Below are 19045 nucleotides of genomic sequence, written 5' to 3' on the forward strand. Positions count from 1 at the left end.
CGAGCTTGCCCAGCCACTACAGGAGCAACCATGCACACCCGCCAGCTGATCGCCGCCGCCTACCTGCACGTGCTGGCATTCGCCATGCTCGGCATGGGGGCGATCAGCCTGATTGGTTACCTGCTGCTCGAACAAACAACCCGCCACAGCGTGGTGCTGCTCCCCGACAGCGCGCTGATGTCGGTGCTGATGGGCGGGCTGATTCTCGCCGTCACCCGACAAGCCATAGCAGCCCGCAACCTACTGGCCGTCCTGCTGGCCACACTGACGCTCTACAGCCTGCTGCACAACCTGCTGGCAGGCGGCGCGGATATCGACCAATCCTGGCTCAGCGGCTTCCTGCGCATGCGCAGCAGCCTGGCCTTGAGTATGTTGCTAGCCACCCTGGCGCTGTGCCTGAGCGGCGGTACACGCACGGCCAGACGCGGCGCCCTACTAATTGGCGGCGCCCTGATGACCCTGGCCGTGCTTTCGCACCTGGCCGACAACTGGCCGGCGTTAGGTCTCTTCCGATTGGGCTTCAAGTACGACTCGACCCATGTAGCCAACCTATTCGTCCTGTGCATAGGTCTGAGCATCATTTTGCTCGGCCTGAGCCCACGCGCAGAACAGGACCTGCTCGACCCGCGCACCCTCAGCGCCGGCGTCTTCGGCACCCTGCTCGCCTGCAGCAGTTGGTACCTGCTGAGCACGCAGGCGATCAACATCATCACTCGCGAAGGCGACCTGCTGCTCTCAAGGACAGCCAGCGCCACCACCCAGTCTCTGCAGAGCCATCTGGCGCTGATACAGCGCATGGCCGACCGTTGGCAGGCAATTGGGCGCGTGCCTAGCACCCGCCTCTGGCAACAGGAAACGCACAGCTACCTACACGACTTCCCCAACCTAGAGCTACTAACACTGCTCGATCACAACCTTGAGCCGAGTCGACTCCAAGCCCGCAACCCGGTCCAGAGCGCCTGGCTGAAGCAGTTTGTTGCTGATACTGAACAGCACAGCTGGCTGCAACAGGTGCGCGACGGCAACCACGCGAAAATCGGCCAAACCCGCGACTACGGCGATGCCAGCGTGCGCAATACGCTGATTGCCGCCCCGCTGCACCTGCCCGATCAGCCGCCGCTATTGCTGGTCGCTAGCCTCAACGTACCCGGCGTGCTGGCTAGCCTGCGAGGCAACGACCTGAAGGGTTTTATCGTGCACGTTAGCGAAGGGCATCGGCTGCTGTACGACTCAAGCGACACCACCCCTCACTACGCCACCCCGATCAGCCAGCACGACCTGCAGCTGCCCCATGGCCAACCCTGGCAGCTGAGCGCCTATGTCGATAATCCCCAGGTCCTGAGTGCAGCCAAGCATTTGGCCACCCTGACCCTATTGTTCGGCCTGACCCTGAGCTTCTTCCTGCTGCTCAGCCAGCGCCTGGCCTGGCTGGCCACCGAACGCTCGCAGCAGCTGCAAAATGCTAATCATGAGCTGCAGCAAAGTCTGGCTCTGCAGCTGCATACGCAGAACCTGAACCAGCGGATCATGCAGTTTACCCATGACGTGTTCTGCTCAATCGACCGCCAGGGCCGCTTTCACGAACTCAGCCCATCCTGCCAAAAGCTCTTCGGCTACCCGGCCAAGGCCCTGATCGGCCGGGCCTTTATCGACCTGGTATTGACCGAAGACCGCCAACAGACCCAGGAAGAAATAGCCGCCTGCATGCACGCGCACGCCAGCCACACCCTGCGCAACCGCTGCCGGCACCAGAACGGCAGCTACCTGCATATTCTCTGGACGATCGACTGGTCCGCACAAGACGAGACCCTATTCGCCGTCGCCCATGACATCACACCCCTGATCAAGAGTGAGGCCTACACCGAAAACCAGCGCGATATCCTCAGCATGATTTCCAGCGACCGACCGCTGAGCGAAACCCTTGAGGCGCTCTGCCTGATGATAGAGGCCCAGCAACCCGAAGCCTTGTGTTCAGTGCTGCTGCTCGACGAAACGGGGCAGCACCTGCACACCGGGGCGGCACCCAACCTGCCGCCCGCCTATAACCAGATTGTCGATGGTTTACGTATTGGCCCCAACACTGGCAGCTGCGGCACGGCGGCGTTCTTACAGAAACTGGTGATCAGCGCAGACATCCGCAGCGACCCAATCTGGCAGGACTACCGCGACCTGGCGCTGGCCCACGACCTCCAAGCTTGCTGGTCGTTCCCGCTGATCTCCCACGACGGCAAGGGCTTGGGCACCTTCGGCGTGTATTACCCTGAGCCCCGGATACCGAGCGACGAACAGATCCAGAACCTGGCTACCGCCGCCCAACTGGCGGCTATTGGTATCGCCCGAGCGGCCGACCACCGCAACCTGCAGGAGAGCCAGCAACGCTTTCGCTCGTTGTTCGCCTTCAATCCAGACCCGGTATTTTCCTTCGACCTGCAGGGCAATTTTCTCAGCATCAACGATGCTGGTCAGCAGTTACTGGGGCTGACTGAAGCGCAGATTATCGACCAGCATTTCACCCGCCTGATCGCCAGCGACCAACAGACGCAGATCCGCGAGCATCTGCAGGCAGCCAGCGCCGGCACGCCACAACGCTATGAAATGCGACTGCAGGACCGCCAGCACAAGCCCTTGATCCTGGACGTGACCAACCTGCCGATCATGGTCGATGCACAGATAGTCGGAGTATTCGGCATCGCCAAGGACGTTAGCGAACGTCAGCAGGCCCAGCAGGCGCTGCAGGCAACCTTGCTCGAACTGGAGCGCAGCAACAAGGAGCTGCAGGCGTTCGCCTTTGTCGCCTCCCATGACCTGCAGGAACCCATGCGCAAGATCCAGACCTTCTCCGAACGCCTGGCCAGCCACAGCACAGCGCTGGATGACGAAGACCGCGACTACCTGCAACGCATGACCTCGGCTGCGGCACGCATGCAGGCACTGATTGTCGACCTGCTCAACTACTCGCGGGTCAATACCCGCGGCCAGCCTCTACAGCCCCTGGACCTCAACCAACTGCTGCTTGAAGTACTCAGTGACATGGAAACCGCCATCGAACAGAGCCAGGCACACATCGAATACCCGCCACTGCCAGCAGTGCTGGGCGACCCCAGCCAGTTGCGCCAGCTGCTGCAAAACCTGTTGAGCAACGCTCTGAAATTCCAGGCCCCCGGCAACCTACCGCTGATCCGGCTCTATATAGAAGCGCAGGACAGCGCACACTGGACCCTATGTATCGCCGACAACGGCATCGGTTTCGACGAGAAATACCTCGACCGCATCTTCCAACCCTTTCAGCGCCTGCACGGTCGTGAGGCCTATGCCGGCACCGGCATCGGCCTGGCCATCGTCAAGAAGATCGCCGAGCGCCACGGCGCGCACATCACGGCCAGCAGCGCACCCGGCCAGGGCAGCGTATTCCGCATCACCTTTCCCTCTTTAGACAAGGCCAACCCATGACCACTGCTCAGTTGGTGCCTATCCTGATTGCTGACGACGATCAGGACGACTGCCTGATGACCCGTGAAGCCTTCAAGGAGTGCCGTATCAATAACCCACTGCACTTCGTCCATGACGGTGAAGAGCTGATTAACTACCTCAAGCATCACCCGCCCTACGAGGATAAGGCGCGCTATCCATTGCCGGGGCTGATCCTGCTCGACTTCAACATGCCACGCATGGACGGCCGCGAAGCGCTGCTGGCGATCAAGAGTGACGCCCTGCTGCGCAGCATTCCTGTGGTGATCCTCAGCACCTCCTCGACCGACGAAGATATCCGGCATAGCTACTCAGTAGGCGTGAACTCCTTTATCACCAAGCCCGCGAGTTTCAGCGGCCTACTTGAAATGGTGAAAACCCTGGGGCGCTATTGGTTAGAAACCGTCAAGCTGCCCACGAACGGAGCCCGCAATGATTAGAACCGCACCCGGCTGGAAACTGCTGCTGATCGATGACGATGAGGACGATTTCATCATCACCCGCGATATTCTGCGGCAGAACCCGGACATCCAGGTCGAGCTGCAGTGGTGCAACAACTTCCAACAGGGCCTGGAGCTGGTGCTACGCCAGGAGCACGACCTGTATCTGGTGGACTACCGTCTGGGCGCGGATTCCGGCCTGGAGTTAATCGACAACGCCCTGCAGCAGGGTGTGGTCAAACCCATCATCCTGCTGACCGGCCAGGGCGATTCGCACCTGGATGCCAGCGCCATCGAACTGGGCGCCGCCGATTACCTGGTCAAGGGCCAGTTCGACAATCAACAACTGCTGCGCAGCATTCACTACGCCATCGACCGCAGCCTGGCCAGCGCCGAACTGGCAGACAGCGAACACCGCTACCGCCTGCTGTTCGAAGCCAACCCTGAAGCCATGTGGGTGTTCAGCAAGAAAACCCTGCGCTTTCAGGCTACCAACCTCGCCGCCAGCCGCCTGCTCGGCTACTCCCAAGCCGAGTTCATGACCATGAGCGTGCTGGATATTCGCAGTCAGGACGAGCAGCAGCGCTTTCTCGACTACTTCAACGTCAATTTACGCAACCTCCCGGTTGGCGATCCGCAAGCCGGGGTCTGGACCTACCTGCACAAGGCCGGCCATGAGCTGTACACCGAAGTTCTGGTGCATGACTTCGAATTCGACAAGCAGCCCAGCTGCCTGGTGCTGGCCATTGACGTCACGGAAAAGCACAAAATCCGCCAGCAAGCGGCCCGCCGCGAACAATCGTTCCGTAAGCTGCTCAACGACACCCGCGACGCCCTGCTGGTGGTCGATGAAAAAGGGCATCTGTGTTACGCCAACCCGGCGGCTGAGCGGTTGTTCAAGACCAGCCAGGCGCAGCTGCAAGAACAGGTCTTCGACCTGCCGCTAAACGCCGACGAACTCTTCGAGTGGCACCTGACCACGCCGGCCGGCGCTCATCTGGACGTGGAAATCCACCTATCCGACACCGACTGGGAGGGTCGCCAAGTACGCTTGCTGTCGCTGCGCGATATCCGCGAACGCAAAGAAGCGGAACAACAGCTGCGCCTGCTCAAGCGCGGCCTGGCATCCAGCTATAACGGGGTCATCATCACCGACGCCCTGGCCGAGGATCAGCCGATCATCTACATCAACCCCGCGTTCGAGCGCATCACCGGCTATACCGAGGCCGAGGCTCTAGGGCGCAATTGCCGCTTTCTGCAGAACGCCGAACACGATCAACCAGCCTTGGCGTTGATCCGCCACAGCCTGGCGCAACAGATCGACGTGCATGTGGTGCTGCGCAATTACCACAAGGATGGCAGCCCATTTTGGAACGATCTGTATATCTCTCCAGTCCTCGACGAACAGGGCCAGGTCAGCCATTTTATTGGCGTACAGAACGACATCAGCGAGCAAAAGCGCTACCAGGCCGAGCTGAGCTTCAACTCCAGTCATGACGTGCTCACCGGCCTACCCAACCGTGCCCTATTGGAAGACCGCCTGCGCCAGGGCTGCCAGATTTCCCAGCGCTATCAGCGCAGCCTGGCGGTGATGTTTATCGACCTGGATGGCTTCAAGCCAATCAACGACTCAATCGGCCACCATTCCGGCGACCAGATCCTGATCGAAGTAGCCCGGCGCATGTGCGCCCAGGTGCGCCCAGGCGATACCGTGGCGCGCATGGGGGGACGAATTCCTCGTGCTGCTGCCGGACCTGGCCCGCGAAGAAGACGTGCTACAGGTGGCCGAGCGCCTGCTTAGCGACATCGCCCGGCCCTATCGGGTGGACGGCCTCGACCTGCATATTACCGCCAGTATTGGTATCACCCTTAGCGACGGGTTGCTGGAGCAGCCGGTGCAGCTGATCCAGCAGGCCGACCTGGCCATGTACAAGGCCAAGCAGGAAGGGCGCAACAACTACCAGTGGTACACCAACGATCTCAACCAGCGGGTCGGCGAGCGGATGACCCTGCGCAACGAGCTGCAGAAGGCCCTGGACAACCAAGTGTTCGAGCTCTACTACCAACCACAGATCGATGGCCGCACCGGTCGCGTGGTCGGGGTCGAAGCCCTGTTGCGCTGGAACCATCCAGAGCGCGGCTTTATTCCACCGGCCCTGTTTATTCCCATCGCCGAAGACACCGGGCAGATCATCCCGCTCAGCGTCTGGGTGCTGGACACCGCCTGCCGGCAGATGCGCCAGCTCTGTGAACAGGGCATGAGCGGGCCGACGGTGGCGGTGAATATCTCCTCGGTCCACTTCCAGCGCAGCAACTTCGTCGAGGCCATCCAGGCGGTGCTTCACAAGCATCAGCTCGATGCCGAACGGCTGGAGCTGGAGATCACCGAGGGGGTGCTGCTCAACCATGCCGAACAAGCGATCAGCACCCTGCACCAACTAAAAGAACTCGGGGTAAAGATCGCCATCGACGACTTCGGCACCGGCTTTTCCAGCCTCAACTACCTCAAGCGCTTGCCCATCGACAAGGTCAAGATCGACCGTTCCTTCGTCGAGGAAATCATCAGCGACCAGCACGACGCCGCTATCACCCAGGGGATCATTTCCATGGCCCACCACCTGCGCCTCAAGGTGATCGCCGAGGGTGTGGAAACCGAACCGCAATTCGCCTTTCTGAAAAAGAGCCACTGCGATCTATTCCAGGGCTATTACTTCGCCAAACCTATGCCCTTCGCGGAACTCGAGGGGTTTCTCCGCGAGCGTATGCTGACCCAGTCCCCTAGCATGCCGCAGCTAAGTGGTAGCGAACCGGCGCAGACCCTGCTGTTGCTCGATGACGAGGAAAACATCCTACGCTCCCTGGCCCGCTTGCTGCGCCGCGACGGCTACAAGATCCTGATGGCGACCCGCGCCCAAGATGCTTTCGAGTTGCTGGCCAAGCACGAGGTGCAGGTGATCCTTTCCGACCAGCGCATGCCGGAGATGAGCGGCACCGAGTTCTTCAGCCGGGTCAAGGACCTGCACCCTGAAACCATGCGCATCGTGCTCTCGGGCTATACCGACCTGAAATCAGTCACCGACGCGATCAATCAAGGAGCCATCTATCGCTTCCTAACCAAGCCCTGGGACGACGAACAACTGCGCCAAATTATTACCCAGGCCTTTCGCGAGTACCGCAGCAAGGATATAACGCGCGACGGCCAGACGCCCGAGCACCGCTCAGTTTGAGGAAAACCAACGTTCGGCTGCGGCCTGATCAGAGCAACGCCCTTCGACCCAGCGCGGGCCCTCGCTGGTGTCTTCCTTCTTCCAGAACGGCGCGCGGGTTTTCAGGTAATCCATGACGAAGTTGCAGGCATCGAACGCCGCCTGGCGGTGGGCGCTGCTGGTGCCGACAAACACGATTGGCTCACCCGGTTCCAGACGGCCAGTACGGTGGATAACCTCAATACCCAGCAGCGGCCAGCGCTGCGTGGCTTCCTCGACAATCTTGCCCAGGGCTTTTTCGGTCATACCGGGAAAATGCTCGAGAAACATGCCGCCAACTTCGCGACCTTCGTTGAAGTCGCGCACATAGCCGACAAAGCTCACCACCGCGCCAATGCCTAGGTTAGCGGCATGCAGGGCGTTAAGCTCAATGCCCGGATCAAAGGGTTGCGACTGGACGCGAATACTCATGCAAATGCTCTCGTGTGGGAGGGGCGTAGGGTGGGTTAGCGACGCAAAGCCAGACTGGCAAAACTACCGCGCAATTAGTGCGCCGCGTAACCCACCATGGACGTAAGTGGCGGCATGGGTATCGCTGCGCTCAACCCATCCTACTCACTCAACCGCCGGTAACAGTGGGAAAGAATGCCACTTCGTCGCCAGCCGCCAATGGTTCGTCCAGGCTGCACAGCTCCTGATTGCGCGCGCACATCAGGTTCTGCTCGGCCAGTACATCCCACACGCCGCCGCGACTCAACAGGTGTTGGCGCAGCTGATCAAGGCTGGCGAACTCACCGCTCAACTGCTCGCCATCCAGACCCAGAGTCTCGCGGTAACGGGCGAAATACTGCACGCGAATCATGCGTCTTCCCCCACAGCACTTTCTGCCTTGAAGGCGCCACTCTTGCCGCCGACTTTTTCCAGCAGACGCACACTCTCGATCACCATGCCACGGTCCACCGCCTTGCACATGTCATAAATAGTCAGCGCAGCGACGCTGGCGGCAGTCAGGGCTTCCATCTCCACCCCGGTCTGCCCGGTCAGCTTGCAACGCGCGGTAATGCGCACGGCGTCCGCGCCCTCAGGTGTCAGCTCGACCTTGACGCTGGTAAGCATCAGCGGGTGGCACAGCGGGATCAGATCGCTGGTTTTCTTCGCCGCCTGAATGCCGGCAATGCGCGCCACGGCGAACACGTCGCCTTTGGGGTGATCGCCCTGGGCAATCATCTGCAGCGTTTCTGGGCGCATACGCACACGGGCTTCGGCCACGGCTTCACGCACGGTCAGGGCTTTATCGCTGACATCGACCATATTGGCGCGGCCTTGAGAATCGAGATGGGTTAACACGGGCAAGCTCCTGACAGGTGTCCGGCGATTGTAAACCCAGGGGTCAGGTTTCGGCACCTGTGAATGCCAGGGGATTCAGACGGGAGGTTATGCGCAATGGCGCGTAGCCCGGATGCAATCCGGGACAGTTTTACGGTTGTAGCTATCCCCGGATTACATCCGGGCTACAGGTAAACGCCCTGCAGCGCTGAACGCTGCAGGGCGGTCACGACCATTACATATGGGTTTCGGCGTACTCGGCGAGGATCGAACGCGGCACGCCCTGCAGGGTGATATGCACGCCGTGCTCGAAGTCTTTGAAGCGCTCCGTCAGGTAGGTCAGGCCCGAGCTGGGCGCCGACAGGTAAGGGGTGTCGATCTGCGCCAGGTTACCCAGGCACACCACTTTTGAGCCGCTGCCGGCACGGGTGATGATGGTTTTCATCTGGTGCGGGGTGAGGTTCTGGCATTCGTCGATCAGGATCAGGCTCTGCTGGAAGCTACGGCCACGGATGTAGTTGAGGGATTTGAACTGCAGCGGGACCTTTTGCAGGATGTAGTCGACGCTGCCATGGGTATTCTCGTCGTCCATGTGCAGGGCTTCGAGGTTATCGGTGATCGCGCCGAGCCAGGGCTCCATCTTCTCGGCTTCGGTGCCGGGCAGAAAGCCGATCTCTTGATCCAGCCCCTGCACGCTGCGGGTGGCGATAATGCGCCGGTAGCGCTTGCTGACCATGGTCTGCTCAATGGCCGCCGCCAGAGCCAGGATGGTTTTACCCGAGCCTGCCGCGCCGGACAGATTAACCAGGTGGATGTCCGGATCAAGCAAGGCAAACAGCGCCAGCGACTGGTAGATATCCCGTGGGCGCAAGCCCCAGGCTTCCTGGTGCATCAGCGGTTCCTGGTGCATGTCGAGAATCAGCAGCTCACCGTGATTGATGCCCTTGATCCAGCCGACAAAGCCCTGTTCGTCGATGATGAACTCGTTAATGTGCACCGCCGGCAGGTTGTCGATGAGTTGCACACGGTGCCAGGTGCGGCCGTGATCCTGACGGGTTTCCACCTTGTTCACGCGGTCCCAGAAGGAGCCGTCCATGTTGTGGTAACCCTGCGACAGCAAGGAGACGTCGTCGACCAACTGGTCGGTGTGGTAATCCTCCGAATCGATGCCACAGGCGCGCGCCTTGAGGCGCATGTTGATGTCTTTAGTCACCAGCACCACGTTAAGACCGGGGCGACGAGACTTCAGCTCAACCAGTTGGTTGATGATCTTGTTGTCGTTGAGGTCTTCGGGCAGCCAGGTCACCGGGGCTGCGCTCTTGCTCATAAGAATCGACAGGAAGCCGCACGGGCCGCTCTTGTCGCGCTGGATGGCCACGCCGTGCTCCACTTCCTCCGGGTTGGCGCTGCCGAGGATCTTGTCGATCAGGCGGATGGCCTGGCGGCACTCGGCGGCCACGCCCTGTTTACCGGTTTTAAGCTTGTCCAGTTCCTCCAGTACGGTCATGGGAATGGCAACGTGGTGCTCCTGAAAATTCAGCAGCGCGTTGGGGTCGTGGATCAGCACATTGGTATCAAGGGCGTACAGGGTTGGAGCGGTGGGCTTGGAGCGTCCGTGGTCATCCATACTCGGTCACCTTTTCTACTAAGCAGCCAAGCAACGCAGGGGCGAGTCTGCGCCGCAGAGGGACTGTCGACTCCTCAGGACGGGGGGCTGAGAAGGCTGCAAAAAGGTGAGGGCCAATGGCCGCCACCTGTCTGCAGGGTTCGGCGGTCTTGCCTTTTAGATACTCCAAAAAAGATGACAGAAAAACGTATTTTTCAGCATTTACAGGTTTATTTGTCGGCGCGACAAATAGCGCTTGGCGCACTGCGCGGTCGCCGTTAAAGTCGGAAGTCACGCCGGCGTTCGAGCCAACATATTTTTTCCTTTCTGCTCCAGCGCACCTCCTCCCCACAGAATGTACAAGCTCTATCAGGCTTGGGCTGCGTTGCGTTTAACAGCGCCGCACGACTCGCTTCAGTGACCACACCCACCGCCAAGCGCGCCCTCACGCCCGATAACAGGGCTCAGGCCAGTATTGCCAATCACCCTTATAGGGAGTCTCAAGCGCCAGCAGCTTCTAGCAGGCGGTTGAAAAACTATCTGCGTTGCCATTGCGGCGTTAGAAACAGGCTCAACATGCTCATTTACAGCTCGTAAACTCCGCTTTTCGCCGGTTTTGGCCTTGTACTGGCTGCCTCGCCAACGATTTTCAACGGCCTGCTAGAATCGCCGCAGACTTTCAGGAGCACAGCTTATGTTGATGGTGATTTCCCCGGCCAAGACCCTCGATTACGACACCCCGCCTGCGACCCCGCGCTTTACCCAGCCCGAGCACCTCGACCATGCCCAGGACCTGATCCAACAACTGCGCGACCTCACCCCGGCGCAGATCGCCGAGCTGATGCACCTCTCGGATAAGCTCGCCGGCCTCAATGCCGCGCGCTTTGGCAGCTGGGAGCGGCCATTCAACCCATCCAACGCCAAACAAGCGCTGCTGGCGTTCAAGGGTGACGTGTACACCGGGCTTAACGCCGAGGATTTCAGCGAAGCCGATTTCGACTTCGCCCAGGAGCATCTGCGCATGCTTTCCGGCCTCTACGGCGTGCTGCGCCCGCTCGACCTGATGCAGCCCTACCGCCTGGAAATGGGCACCAAACTGGCCAACCCGCGCGGCAATAACCTCTATGACTTCTGGGGCGAGCGCATCAGCGGCTGGCTCAATGAAGCGCTGGCGGCCCAGGGCGACGAGGTGCTGCTCAACCTGGCGTCCAACGAATACTTCAGCGCAGTGAAACGCAAGGCGCTGAATGCGCGGATTATCGACACCGAGTTCAAGGACCTTAAGAACGGCCAGTACAAGATCATCAGTTTCTACGCCAAGAAAGCCCGCGGCCTGATGGCCCGCTATGTGATCAAGGAACGTCTGAGCGACCCAGCCGGCCTCAAGGATTTCAACGACCAGGGCTATCGTTATTCAGCCGAGCACTCCAAGCCTGATAGTCTGGTGTTCCTGCGTGACGACCCCGAGGCCTGAGTGATGCTGATTGGCGCAATCCTGGTACTGAGTTGGCTGATCCTGCTGATCCGCTACCCGAGCAAAGCCCTACCGGTCTCCCTCGGCGCGCTGATCGGCCTAGGCTTGGTCACAAGTTGGGTGCTCTGGCAGGAAAGCCGCGAAAACCGCCACCTGGCCCACCTCGAACTACGCCTCGACTACGCCCCGGACAATTGCCCGGCGGATCGCCCGCTGGCCCTGAAGCTGAAGAACGGTAGTGAGGCCGCGCTGCTCGAACTGCGCTGGCAGATTGCCGCCTACCGACCCGGCAACAGCGTCAACCTGGCCGAGCGCCTGTATGAATCGCCGCGCTACAGCGGTCCCGGCGAACTGCTACCCGGCGCCGAGTGGCAAAGCTGCCTGCCACTACCCACCCTGCGCAGCGGCTACCGCGCCAGCACCCTGGAGTTTCGCGCCGAGCGCCTGCACGGCAGCTTTAGCCGCTGAGATTTAAGGCTATGTACCCGTTACGCGTTGTATTGCCAGACGCGATTTGCTCCCCTCGCCCTCCGGGAGAGGGGCTGGGGGTGAGGGTGGGGAATGCAGGCGAATGGCTAGAGACATGCCGCTGCCTGTTGGGCTTCGCTGCGCTCAACGCCAACCTACGACTTATCGCCTCACAACACGTAACAGATGCATAGTCATATTTAAACGCTATAACACAACAAGGAATCCTGCATGACCCAGCCCAGCGTACTGATCACCGGATGCTCCAGCGGTATTGGCCGCGCCCTGGCCAACGTGTTTCAGCGCGCCGGTTACCAAGTCTGGGCTACCGCGCGCAAAGCCGAAGACCTGGCAGCCCTGAACGCCGCCGGCTTTCACGCCGTGCAGCTGGACGTCAACGATGGCCTGGGCCTGGGTCAGTTGGCCGAACGCCTGAAGGCCGAGATCGGCGGCCTTGATGTGCTGATCAACAACGCCGGCTACGGCGCCATGGGCCCTCTGCTCGATGGCGGCGTTGAAGCTATGCGCAAGCAATTCGAAACCAACGTGTTCTCGATCATCGGCGTGACCCGCGCGCTGTTCCCGTTGCTGCGACAGAACAAAGGCCTGGTGGTCAATATCGGCAGCGTGTCCGGCGTGCTGGTCACCCCCTTTGCCGGCGCCTACTGCGCCTCCAAGGCCGCCGTGCATGCCCTTAGCGATGCCCTGCGCCTGGAGCTGGCGCCCTTTTCCATCGATGTGATGGAAGTGCAGCCTGGTGCGATTGCCTCCAGCTTCGGCGCCAACGCCAGCCAGCAGGCCGAACAGCTGATTGACGAAGCCTCGCCCTGGTGGCCAATCCGCGACGGCATCCGCGCCCGTGCCAATGCCTCCCAGAACAACCCTACGCCCACCAGCCACTTTGCCCGCAACCTGCTGGCCGCTGTGCAGCAAAAAAACCGACCGCGCCTACTGCGCATCGGCAATGGTAGCCGCAGCATGCCGTTGCTGGCCGCCCTGGTGCCCAAGGCATTGCTAGAGATGGTACTGAAAAAACGTTTCGGCCTTAATCGCAGCCTCTAGGAGCACACCCAATGAGCGAGCCAAGCGTGCACAGCGTCCCGGTTACCCGCCTGGCCATTGGCGGCGTGGTGGCGGTTATCGTGCTTAACCTGCTACTGCGCACCTTCGTCAAACTCGGCGGCGTACTCAGCACCCTCGTCGTTGCTGCGGTTGTGGCCAGTGGCATGGCCCTGTGGTTTGCCTGGCGCAACCGCCGCGCCCCCCTGCAGGGCGAACGCCGCCGTTTGCTCGCGCTATATGGCGGCATCCTGGCCCTGCTCTATCTGGGTTTATTGGCAATGATGGCGCTGCAGGATGACCCCAGCCCGATGGGACTGCTGATCTTCGGCATGCATTATTTTTGTTATCCGCTGATGGCGTGGGTGGTGTTTGCCAAGGGATTCGGCACTCGCAGCTAAGAAGCCATAACCCGTAGGATGGGTTGAGCATCGCGATACCCATCTTGCTGCGCATTGCTGGCAACCGACGCGACTCAATAGTGATAACGCAACTGCGCAATCAACAGCGCATCACCCTCCACCCGATAAACCATCCGATGCTCGTCATTGATACGGCGTGACCAATAACCCGCCAGGGCGTGCTTGAGTGCCTCCGGTTTGCCGGTGCCGGTAAAGGGGCTGCGCGCCGCTTCCTGGATCAGGGCGTTGATGCGTTTGAGGATCTTCTTGTCGCTGTCCTGCCAGTGGAGGTAATCCTCCCAGGCCTGTTCGGCGAAGATCAGCCTCACTGCGCCAGGCTCCGCTCCTGGCCTTGGCCGCTTTCCAGGCTGGCGACTGCATCAAGCAGGCGCCTGGCATTCTTCGGCGCGCGCAGCAGGTAGGCGGTTTCCTCCAGGGCCTTGTAATCCTCAAGCGAGATCATCACCACCGACTGCTGGCGGTTGCGGGTGATGATCAGCGGCTCGTGATCTTCGCATACGCGGTCCATGGTCTGGGCCAGATTGGCGCGCACGTTGGTGTAGCTGATGGCGTCCATGGAGATACCCTCTGTTTATGTACGCGATACCGTACATAAACAGAGCAAAGCCTGTCTAGGGATTATCTTCAGCGCCGATGAGCGGAGGGCGTAGCCAGAATATTCATGGGGATATGCGTATGGACAACGCGAAGCTTGTCCACCAGCCCGGATGGGGCGGACCGCGCAGCCCGTAGGATCGGTTGAGCAGTGCGATACCCATCGATAATCGCGAGGTCAACACAGCCCGATGCCCTGATGGAAAGCCTGATGGGTATCGCTGCGCTCAACCCATCTACGAGGCGTTGATCGGCTTTAACGCTTGATGGTCTTGAGCAAATCTTGCGGGGTGATATAGCCCACCGCGCCGCCGCTGCTCTGGGCGCTGCCCGGCTGCGGCTGATGGAGGATATGGCCCTTCATCTTGCCGATGATGTGCATCTCGCAAGGCTTGCAGTCGAACTTCAGGGTCAGCACTTCGTCCTGATGGATCAGCTGCATGTCCGAAACCTTGGTGCGCACCCCGGTAACGCCTTTGGCCTGTTTCGGGCACAGATTGAAGGAGAAGCGCAGGCAGTGCTTGGTGATCATCACCGGCACTTCGCCGCTTTCTTCATGGGCCTCGTAGGCGGCGTCGATCAGTTGCACGCCGTAGCGCTTGTAGAAGGTGCGGGCCTTGTCGTTGTAGACGTTGGCGAGAAAGGTCAGGTGCGATTCCGGGTAAACCGGCGCGGGCACGCTGACCGGTTTACGCCCGCCACGTGGGTGAGCGGCAACGCGGGCCTGGGTCAGGGCTTCGATGGCTTCGCGGCGCAGAGCCTTGAGTTGTGAGCCGGGGATAAAGGGCACGCTTTCACAGTCGATCTGCGCGCCAGTGCTGTAATAAATGGTAGTGCCCAGCTTACTCAAGCCATCGGCTAACTGCTCGCGGGCCTGTTCGGCATCCTTGGCGGCGGCAAACGGGCCGGCCAGGCTGACAGTTGCGCTGATGCCTTCATTACTGGTGACGCTCAGGTTCAGCTGGTCGCCGTGCACAGCAACCTGCCAGCTGACTGCAATACGTCGTTCGGCGGAGGTTTTCTGCAGGGCCTGCTGCCAGTTGTGGTCGAGGTTGCGGTTGAGTGGCTGCTGCGGGCGAGCGCGGTGCATGGCCTCGGGCATTTCATTCGGCTCGACGCGGTAGCGGTAGCGCTTCTCGCCGTCCTCATCGAACTCGCCTTTCAGCTCGCAGATATTGCTGCGAAAGCCCACCACTTCGCGCTTGATCAGCACGTTAAGGCCATCGCCGTTGGACAGCGGCGTGTCGGTCACGGCGATCAGGTCGCGCTTGCCGACTTTCTCAACATAACCAACAGAGAGACCGGTAAAGGTCGGCGAATCGAACGCGCCGATGTCCACCTTGCGGTCGGTGACGAAATAGTCGGTGCTACCACGGTGGAAGGTTTTGTCGGTGTCCGGGGTGAAGAAATGCTCGGTGCGACCGCTGGCAGCGCGGGCCAGGTGCGGGCGCTGTTCGAGAATCGCATCCAGCTCGCGGCGGTAGTGCGCGGTGATGTTCTTCACGTAACTCATGTCCTTGTAGCGCCCTTCGATCTTGAACGAGCGCACGCCGGCATCCACCAGATGGATCAGGTTGTCGGTCTGATTGTTGTCCTTCATCGACAGCAGATGCTTATCAAACGCCACCACGCGGCCCTGATCGTCCTTCAAGGTGTAGGGCAAACGGCAGGCCTGGGAGCAGTCGCCGCGGTTGGCGCTGCGCCCGGTCTGCGCGTGGGAGATATTGCACTGCCCGGAAAACGCCACGCACAGCGCGCCGTGGATAAAGAACTCCACCGCCGAATCGACGTTGCGGCAGATGTTGTTGATCTCTTGCAGGTTCAGCTCGCGGGCCAATACCAGCTGCGAGAAACCGGCGTTATCGAGGAAGCGGGCTTTCTCCAGGGTGCGGATGTCGCACTGGGTGCTGGCGTGGATCTCGATGGGCGGAATGTCCATTTCCATCACGCCCATGTCCTGCACGATCAGCGCATCGACGCCGGCCTCGTACAGCTGGCAGATCATCTGCCGCGCAGGTTCCAGCTCATCCTCATGGAGGATGGTGTTGAGGGTGACAAACACCCGCGCATGGAACAGGTGGGCAAACTGCACCAGCTCGGCGATCTCCGCCACGCTGTTGCTGGCGTTGTGCCGCGCCCCAAAGCCTGGCCCGCCGATATACACCGCATCGGCACCGTGCAGGATGGCTTCCTTGGCAATCGCGGTATCGCGCGCCGGGCTCAGGAGTTCGAGGTGGTGCTTGGGCAGGGACATGGTTTGGGTATCAGGCAGTCAATCAGGGCGGGCATTTTACCTCTTATACCGGGTTTGTCTGTGCCCGCTTGGCAGTCACCTCAAACACTGTATAGGCATACAGACAAAGCCTGCGTAGAATCCGCAGGCTATTTATTCACTTAGATTCCATGCGCCCTGCCCCCTCTCCCTAACCCTCTCCCCGGAAGGGAGAGGGGACGGATAGCGACCAACCGACGTTTAAGTGAGCGGCATAACGCTTAGGATTGTCCGATCAAACTGAATCGAGAAATACATGGTGGACTTACAACAGGGCTTTCTGCTGACCCGGCACTGGCGTGATACGCCGGCCGGCACGCAGGTGGAGTTCTGGCTGGCTACCGATAACGGCCCACGGCATATCCGCCTGCCCTATCAACCATCCGTGGCCTTTATTCCGGCGGCGCAGCGCGAGCAGGCCGAAGCGCTGCTCGGCAATGAACGCGGCTTCGAGTTGCGTACGCTGAGCCTTAAGGACTTTCACCAACGCCCGGTGCTGGGCCTGTATTGCCAGCAGCATCACCAGTTGATCGACCTCAGCAAACTGCTGCGCCGCGCAGGCATCGAGGTGTACGAGAGCGATGTGCGCCCGCCGGAGCGCTACCTGATGGAGCGGTTTATCACCGCGCCGGTGCTGTTTGCCGGCACGCCGGACCCAAGCGGCAATGGCCTGCTGCTGGATGCGCAGATCAAGCCCTGTAGCGACTACCGCCCTACCCTCAAGTTGGCATCACTGGATATTGAAACCAATGCCTTTGGCGAGTTGTACTCCATCGCCATCGAGGGCTGCGGCCAGCGCGACGTGTATATGCTTGGCCGCACGCCGGAACAGCCGCCGGAGGTGGATTTTCAGCTGGAATACTGCACCAGCCGTGGCCAGTTGCTTGAACGTCTGAATCAGTGGATGGCGCAGCACGACCCGGACGCGATCATCGGCTGGAACCTGGTGCAGTTCGACCTGCGCGTGCTGCATGAACATGCGCGCAGCCTGGCCATCCCGCTGCGCCTGGGCCGCGATGGCAGCGAGATGCAGTGGCGCGAACATGGCAGCGGCAACGGCCATTTCTTTGCCGATGCGGCGGGCCGCTTGATTATCGATGGCATCGAAACGCTGCGTTCGGCGACCTGGAGCTTCCCCTCGTTCAGCCTGGAAAACGTCGCGCAAACCCTGCTCGGCGAGGGCAAGGATATTTCTACGCCCTACCAGCGCATGGACGAAATCGACCGCATGTTCCGCGAGGATAAACCCGCCCTGGCACGCTACAACCTGCGCGACTGCGAGCTGGTCACGCGGATCTTCGCTAAAACTGCAATCCTCGACTTTCTGCTGGAGCGCGCCACCGTCACCGGCCTGCCCGCCGACCGCAACGGCGGCTCGGTGGCGGCCTTCGAGCACCTGTATCTGCCGTTGATGCACCGCCGCGGTTTTGTCGCGCCGAATCTGGGCGACAACCCGCCGCAAGCCAGCCCCGGCGGATTTGTCATGGAGTCGCAGCCGGGGCTTTATGAGTCGGTGCTGGTACTCGACTACAAGAGCCTGTATCCGTCGATTATCCGCAGCTTTCTGATCGACCCGGTGGGGCTGATCGAGGGCCTGCGCCAGCCGGACGACGCGCACTCGGTGCCGGGCTTTCGCGGTGCGCGCTTCTCCCGCACTCAGCATTGCCTGCCGGCGATTGTCGAGCGGGTATGGCAGGGCCGCGAGGCGGCCAAGCGCGAGCACAACGCGCCGCTGTCCCAGGCGCTGAAGATCATCATGAACGCCTTCTACGGCGTGCTCGGCTCCAGCGGCTGCCGTTTCTTCGACACGCGCCTGGCCTCGTCCATCACCCTTCGCGGCCACGAAATCATGGCCCGTACCCGCGCGCTGATCGAGGCCGAAGGCTATGCGGTGATCTACGGCGACACCGACTCCACCTTTGTCTGGCTGAAACGCCCGCATTCCCAGGAGGATGCCGCGCAGATCGGCCGCGCCCTGGTGGCCAAGGTCAATGCCTGGTGGCGCGAGCATCTGCACAATGAATACGGCCTGGAAAGCGCCCTGGAACTGCAATTCGAAACCCATTACAGCCGCTTTCTGATGCCGACCATTCGCGGTGCCGAAGAAGGCAGCAAGAAGCGCTATGCCGGGATGGTGACGCATGCCGACGGCAGCCACGAGATGATCTACAAAGGCCTGGAAACCGTGCGCAGCGATTGGTCGCCGTTGGCCCAGCAGTTTCAGCGTGAGCTGTATGAACGGATCTTTCTCAACCAGCCCTATCAGGCCTACGTGCGCGACTATGTCGAGCGCACCCTGAATGGCGAGTTGGACGAGCTGCTGGTCTACCGCAAGCGCCTGCGCCGCACCCTCACCGACTACGAACGCAACGTGCCGCCCCATGTGCGCGCCGCACGCCTGGCCGATGAATACAACGCCGCCCACGGCCGCCCGCTGCAATACCAGCGTGGCGGCTGGATCAGCTATGTGATCACCACCGCCGGCCCACAACCGCTGGAAGCCCGCAGCGCCGCCATCGACTACGACCACTACCTGACCCGCCAGCTACAGCCGGTGGCCGACGCCATCCTGCCGTTTGTCGATGATGATTTCGCCACCTTGATCGGTGGGCAGTTGGGGTTGTTTTAGAGACGTTTGTAGGGTGGATGACGCTTCACCCATCCACCAGTTGCGACCCCATGGTGGATGAAAAAAGCATCATCCACCCTA

14 protein-coding genes and 1 pseudogene are annotated in these 19045 nt (G+C 60.8%); 8 read left to right on the plus strand and 7 right to left on the minus strand.

The annotated features are described in order from the left end of the window. Positions 1-30: 30 nt before the first annotated feature. From AC0T4W_RS16410 to AC0T4W_RS16420, 3 genes and pseudogenes are all read left to right on the plus strand, one after another. Positions 31-3450 carry a PAS domain S-box protein gene (locus AC0T4W_RS16410; protein ID WP_476320752.1) on the plus strand — a complete coding sequence of 1140 codons (3420 nt, stop codon included), beginning with the start codon at positions 31-33 and terminating at the stop codon, positions 3448-3450. Further along, the gene (locus tag AC0T4W_RS16415) at positions 3447-3908 is read left to right on the plus strand and encodes a response regulator (RefSeq protein ID WP_476320754.1); all 462 of its coding nucleotides are present in this window, start codon (positions 3447-3449) and stop codon (positions 3906-3908) included. Before AC0T4W_RS16410 ends, AC0T4W_RS16415 begins: the two co-directional genes overlap by 4 nt. Then, positions 3901-7135 (plus strand): annotated as a pseudogene (locus AC0T4W_RS16420) (EAL domain-containing protein). Before AC0T4W_RS16415 ends, AC0T4W_RS16420 begins: the two are co-directional and overlap by 8 nt. On the opposite strand, the gene moaE reads toward AC0T4W_RS16420, so the two are convergent. The 4 genes from moaE to AC0T4W_RS16440 form a co-directional block, all read right to left on the minus strand. Beyond that, the gene (gene moaE, locus AC0T4W_RS16425; RefSeq protein WP_476320756.1) at positions 7127-7585 is read right to left on the minus strand and encodes a molybdopterin synthase catalytic subunit MoaE; all 459 of its coding nucleotides are present in this window, start codon (positions 7583-7585) and stop codon (positions 7127-7129) included. The pseudogene AC0T4W_RS16420 and the gene moaE overlap by 9 nt on opposite strands. A gap of 148 nt (positions 7586-7733) precedes the next feature. Beyond that, a complete protein-coding gene (locus AC0T4W_RS16430; protein WP_476320758.1) occupies positions 7734-7976 on the minus strand; it encodes a MoaD/ThiS family protein in 243 nt (80 codons plus the stop codon). Next, positions 7973-8461, minus strand: coding sequence for a cyclic pyranopterin monophosphate synthase MoaC (gene moaC / locus AC0T4W_RS16435; protein ID WP_476320760.1), 489 nt, complete (start codon positions 8459-8461; stop codon positions 7973-7975). Before moaC ends, AC0T4W_RS16430 begins: the two co-directional genes overlap by 4 nt. 214 nt (positions 8462-8675) lie before the next feature. Further along, entirely contained in the window at positions 8676-10067 is a 1392-nt protein-coding gene (locus tag AC0T4W_RS16440) for a PhoH family protein (RefSeq protein ID WP_476320762.1), read from the minus strand. Positions 10068-10740: 673 nt separating this feature from the next. On the opposite strand from AC0T4W_RS16440, the gene yaaA reads away from it, so the two are divergent. The 4 genes from yaaA (at position 10741) to AC0T4W_RS16460 (ending at position 13448) form a co-directional block, all read left to right on the plus strand. Next, positions 10741-11520, plus strand: a complete 780-nt coding sequence (gene yaaA, locus AC0T4W_RS16445) for a peroxide stress protein YaaA (protein ID WP_476320764.1) — start codon at positions 10741-10743, stop codon at positions 11518-11520. A gap of 3 nt (positions 11521-11523) precedes the next feature. Continuing rightward, the gene (locus tag AC0T4W_RS16450) at positions 11524-11988 is read left to right on the plus strand and encodes a multidrug transporter (protein ID WP_476320766.1); all 465 of its coding nucleotides are present in this window, start codon (positions 11524-11526) and stop codon (positions 11986-11988) included. Positions 11989-12219: 231 nt separating this feature from the next. After that, positions 12220-13050, plus strand: a complete 831-nt coding sequence (locus tag AC0T4W_RS16455; protein ID WP_476320768.1) for an SDR family oxidoreductase — start codon at positions 12220-12222, stop codon at positions 13048-13050. Between the two features lie 11 nt (positions 13051-13061). Then, positions 13062-13448: a hypothetical protein gene (locus AC0T4W_RS16460; protein ID WP_476320770.1), complete on the plus strand. Its 387-nt coding sequence runs from the start codon at positions 13062-13064 to the stop codon at positions 13446-13448. A 74-nt stretch (positions 13449-13522) separates the two neighbouring features. Here AC0T4W_RS16460 and AC0T4W_RS16465 read toward each other — a convergent pair whose 3' ends face one another. From AC0T4W_RS16465 to AC0T4W_RS16475, 3 genes are all read right to left on the minus strand, one after another. Then, the gene (locus tag AC0T4W_RS16465) at positions 13523-13777 is read right to left on the minus strand and encodes a Txe/YoeB family addiction module toxin (protein ID WP_476320772.1); all 255 of its coding nucleotides are present in this window, start codon (positions 13775-13777) and stop codon (positions 13523-13525) included. Beyond that, positions 13774-14025 carry a type II toxin-antitoxin system Phd/YefM family antitoxin gene (locus AC0T4W_RS16470; protein ID WP_476320774.1) on the minus strand — a complete coding sequence of 84 codons (252 nt, stop codon included), beginning with the start codon at positions 14023-14025 and terminating at the stop codon, positions 13774-13776. Before AC0T4W_RS16470 ends, AC0T4W_RS16465 begins: the two co-directional genes overlap by 4 nt. A gap of 294 nt (positions 14026-14319) precedes the next feature. After that, positions 14320-16317 carry a peptidase U32 family protein gene (locus AC0T4W_RS16475; RefSeq protein WP_476320776.1) on the minus strand — a complete coding sequence of 666 codons (1998 nt, stop codon included), beginning with the start codon at positions 16315-16317 and terminating at the stop codon, positions 14320-14322. A gap of 277 nt (positions 16318-16594) precedes the next feature. Between AC0T4W_RS16475 and AC0T4W_RS16480 the strand changes: the two genes are divergently transcribed. Beyond that, positions 16595-18964, plus strand: coding sequence for a DNA polymerase II (locus tag AC0T4W_RS16480; RefSeq protein ID WP_476323729.1), 2370 nt, complete (start codon positions 16595-16597; stop codon positions 18962-18964). The last annotated feature ends 81 nt before the right edge of the window (positions 18965-19045 follow it).

It is taken from the genome of Pseudomonas sp. C7.1, assembly GCF_056312395.1.

What these genes read in the sequence shown, in the direction of transcription:
- AC0T4W_RS16440 (WP_476320762.1), bottom strand. Translation starts at nt 10,067, where the DNA reads ATGGATGACCACGGACGCTCCAAGCCCACCGCTCCAACCCTGTACGCC.
- yaaA (WP_476320764.1), top strand. Translation starts at nt 10,741, where the DNA reads ATGTTGATGGTGATTTCCCCGGCCAAGACCCTCGATTACGACACCCCG.
- AC0T4W_RS16455 (WP_476320768.1), top strand. Translation starts at nt 12,220, where the DNA reads ATGACCCAGCCCAGCGTACTGATCACCGGATGCTCCAGCGGTATTGGC.
- moaE (WP_476320756.1), bottom strand. Translation starts at nt 7,585, where the DNA reads ATGAGTATTCGCGTCCAGTCGCAACCCTTTGATCCGGGCATTGAGCTT.
- AC0T4W_RS16450 (WP_476320766.1), top strand. Translation starts at nt 11,524, where the DNA reads ATGCTGATTGGCGCAATCCTGGTACTGAGTTGGCTGATCCTGCTGATC.
- AC0T4W_RS16410 (WP_476320752.1), top strand. Translation starts at nt 31, where the DNA reads ATGCACACCCGCCAGCTGATCGCCGCCGCCTACCTGCACGTGCTGGCA.
- AC0T4W_RS16430 (WP_476320758.1), bottom strand. Translation starts at nt 7,976, where the DNA reads ATGATTCGCGTGCAGTATTTCGCCCGTTACCGCGAGACTCTGGGTCTG.
- AC0T4W_RS16460 (WP_476320770.1), top strand. Translation starts at nt 13,062, where the DNA reads ATGAGCGAGCCAAGCGTGCACAGCGTCCCGGTTACCCGCCTGGCCATT.
- AC0T4W_RS16470 (WP_476320774.1), bottom strand. Translation starts at nt 14,025, where the DNA reads ATGGACGCCATCAGCTACACCAACGTGCGCGCCAATCTGGCCCAGACC.
- AC0T4W_RS16415 (WP_476320754.1), top strand. Translation starts at nt 3,447, where the DNA reads ATGACCACTGCTCAGTTGGTGCCTATCCTGATTGCTGACGACGATCAG.
- AC0T4W_RS16475 (WP_476320776.1), bottom strand. Translation starts at nt 16,317, where the DNA reads ATGTCCCTGCCCAAGCACCACCTCGAACTCCTGAGCCCGGCGCGCGAT.